Source organism: Mycobacterium sp. (genome assembly GCF_050701675.1).
Taxonomy (GTDB): Bacteria; Actinomycetota; Actinomycetes; order Mycobacteriales; family Mycobacteriaceae; genus Mycobacterium.
Genome location: NZ_JBOGDD010000876.1, coordinates 1 through 2853, shown reverse-complemented (window position 1 = coordinate 2853; position 2853 = coordinate 1). Strand labels below are relative to the sequence as shown.

At 66.0% G+C, this 2853-nt stretch carries 2 protein-coding genes and 1 pseudogene; all 3 read left to right on the top strand.

The window, feature by feature from the left end; all coding sequences use genetic code 11:
• Window positions 1–180, top strand: a pseudogene (locus ACRDUX_RS26795) (acyl-CoA dehydrogenase); the annotation flags it as partial.
• 10 nt (window positions 181–190) lie between these two features.
• The gene (locus tag ACRDUX_RS26790; RefSeq protein ID WP_526418215.1) at window positions 191–1381 is read left to right on the top strand and encodes an acyl-CoA dehydrogenase family protein; all 1191 of its coding nucleotides are present in this window, start codon (window positions 191–193) and stop codon (window positions 1379–1381) included.
• A gap of 86 nt (window positions 1382–1467) precedes the next feature.
• On the top strand, window positions 1468–2622 hold the full coding sequence (locus ACRDUX_RS26785) for a zinc-binding dehydrogenase (RefSeq protein ID WP_526418213.1): 1155 nt from the start codon (window positions 1468–1470) through the stop codon (window positions 2620–2622).
• Window positions 2623–2853: the final 231 nt, after the last annotated feature.

The window sequence follows — 2853 nt, the reverse complement described above, 5'->3', positions numbered from 1 at the left end:
GAGGAGGCGTCGAAGGCCGCCACGATGGCGGTGCACATCCAAGGTGGCCTTGGCGTTTCGGCGGAGGCAGCGGCGACCGCATACCTGGTGCGGGCACGGGGGTGGCCGCTGGCGGGCGGTGACCCCGGCGCGACCGCGGTCCACATCGCCAGGATCGTCGCCGCGCGCGAGAGTCAGTAGGAGCATCGGCATGGATTTCTCGAGAGTCGAACTGTCCGAGGGCGATCAGGCCTTCCGCGACGAAGCGCGCAACTTCCTGTCCGACCACGTGACCGAGGACGTGCTTCGGCGGGACCGCGAGACGGGGGACAACTTCGACGAAGACGTCCATCTGGCGCTCGGCGCGGCCGGCTACATCTCCAGCGAGTGGCAGACCGAGGCGGACGGCGGCTTCAACCGCGTGCGCAACCGGCTCTGGCAGCTCGAGAAACGAAGGTCCCACGTGCCGTGGGTGACCTGGGGGACCACGTCGATGATCGCGAAGTCGGTGGACAAGTTCGGCACCCAGGAAGTCCGGGACGAGGTGATGCCCGGCGTCTTCAGCGGTCACGTCAGGCTGTGCCTCGGCTACACCGAGCCCGACGGTGGCTCGGACATCGCCACCTGCAAGACCCGTGCCGTCCGCGACGGGGACGCCTGGGTGATCAACGGCTCCAAGATGTTCACCACCGGTGCGCACAACTGTCAGTACGTCTTCCTGATCACCAACACCGACCCCGATGCGCCGAAGCACAAGAGCCTCACCATGTTCCTGGTGCCTCTCGACCTGCCCGGCATCGAGATCCAGGGCATCAGAACGGTCGACGGGGACCGCACCAACATCGTCTACTACAGCGATGTCCGGGTCGACGACAAGTACCGGCTCGGTGAGGTCAACGGCGGCTGGACGGTGCTGCGCGAGCCGCTCAACGCCGAACACGGTGCAGTTGATGCGAGCACCGACGGACTGCAGGACGTCTCGATCATGATGCATCAGGGCGGATTCATGGTCACCGCTTGCGACAAGGCCGCGAAGGTGGTCGGAACCCCTGATCCACATGGCCACCGGCCCGTCGACGAGGGTTCGATCGCCTATCGGTTGGGCCGCAGCGTCGCCCGCATGGAGGTGGCGATCAGTACTCCGAACATCTTCGGCCGGGTCGCCCTGGCACAGGCCATGCGTGACGTGTCCCCGGATCTGATGGACATCCTGGGGTCGGCGTCCGTGCTACCCGTCGGGGCCGACGGTGCCGTCGACGACGGCGCAGCCGAATACGTGTACCGCTTCGCGCCGTTGGTCGGTATCTACGGCGGGACGCTCGAGGTGTTCCGGAACATGATCGCGCAGTACATGCTCGGCTTGGGCAAGCCCAATTACGCACCGCCCAAGAAGGCGTCGTGACGGTTCACCCCTAGCCGGGAAGATGCTCGGCAGGCAGGCGGCTTCGTATGGTGGAAGGCACGTCCACTACGGAACGAGGCACCGTCATGACCGAAGATCTGCCCAAGAACGCACTGGAACTGCGTTCGTTGGTGACGTCGCAGGGAACGCTCGAACTGTCGCTGCAGGAGATTCCGGTTCCCGTCCCCACTGCCGACCAGGTGTTGGTGCGGGTGGAGGCCTCGCCGATCAATCCGTCGGACCTGGGGCTCCTGATCGCGGGCGCGGACCTGACGGAGGCGACGGTGTCGGGCACGTCGGAGCGCCCCGTCGTCACGGCACCCCTGGGAGCCGGGGCCCTTCCCGGGCTTTCCGCGCGCGTCGACAAATCGCTGCCCGTCGGTAACGAAGGCGCGGGCACCGTCGTGGCCGCGGGGTCGTCCGCGGCTGCGCAGGCCCTCCTGGGGAAGAGGGTGGGAATCGCAGGCGGCGCGATGTACACGCAATACCGGGCCGTCGCCGCCTCTGCATGTCTCGTCCTGCCCGAGGGGGCATCGGCCAGCGATGGAGCGTCGTCGTTCGTGAACCCGTTGACGGCACTCGGAATGGTGGAAACCATGCGGCGCGAGGGCCATTCGGCTCTCGTGCATACCGCTGCGGCGTCCAATCTGGGCCAGATGCTGGTCAAGATCTGTCAGAACGACGGGGTGCCTCTGGTCAACATCGTCCGCAAGCCCGGCCAGGAGGAATTGCTGCGCTCGCTCGGTGCCACCCATGTCTGCAACTCCGCGTCGCCGTCGTTCACGACGAATCTCGTCGAAGCGCTCGAGGCGACGTCCGCGACGCTTGCGTTCGACGCCACGGGAGGCGGAACGCTGGCAAGTCAGATTCTCACCGGCATGGAGCAAGCCGCCAACTCTCAAGCCGCCAAGTCCGGGGCGGCGGAGTACTCACGTTACGGGTCGACCGTGCACAAGCAGGTCTACGTCTACGGCGGCCTCGACACGAGCCCGACCGTCCTCACCAGGAACTTCGGCATGGCGTGGGGTATCGGCGGGTGGCTGCTCACCCCGTTTCTCCAGAATGCCGGGGCCGAGACGGTGGCCCGGCTGCGGGCGCGCGTGGCGGCCGAACTCACGACCACGTTCGCGAGCGCCTACAACCGTGAGGTCTCGCTGGCCGGCATGCTCACCCCCGACGCGTTCAACGCCTACGTGAAACGGGCGACGGGCGAGAAATTCCTCGTCCTGCCCAACCCCTGATCGTCCAAATTGGCAGTATTTACACTCGCAGTGTCAGAGCTGCCACTGTTGGCGGGATCTATGCGGACCGATAATTACTGCCATGACTTACGCAATGCCACTGCTTCTGATCGTCACCGCAATGCTTGCTCCCTACGTCGTCGCGGCTGCATTGACCGCAGCACTTCCCGGCTTGCGCCGCCGGATCGGAAAGACCCCGAGCACGGGTCAGATGGTCGCCCGGTTCTTCGA

Bases quoted from the DNA above. Each gene is read 5' to 3' on its own strand.
- ACRDUX_RS26790 (WP_526418215.1), top strand. From the start codon at position 191: ATGGATTTCTCGAGAGTCGAACTGTCCGAGGGCGATCAGGCCTTCCGC.
- ACRDUX_RS26785 (WP_526418213.1), top strand. From the start codon at position 1,468: ATGACCGAAGATCTGCCCAAGAACGCACTGGAACTGCGTTCGTTGGTG.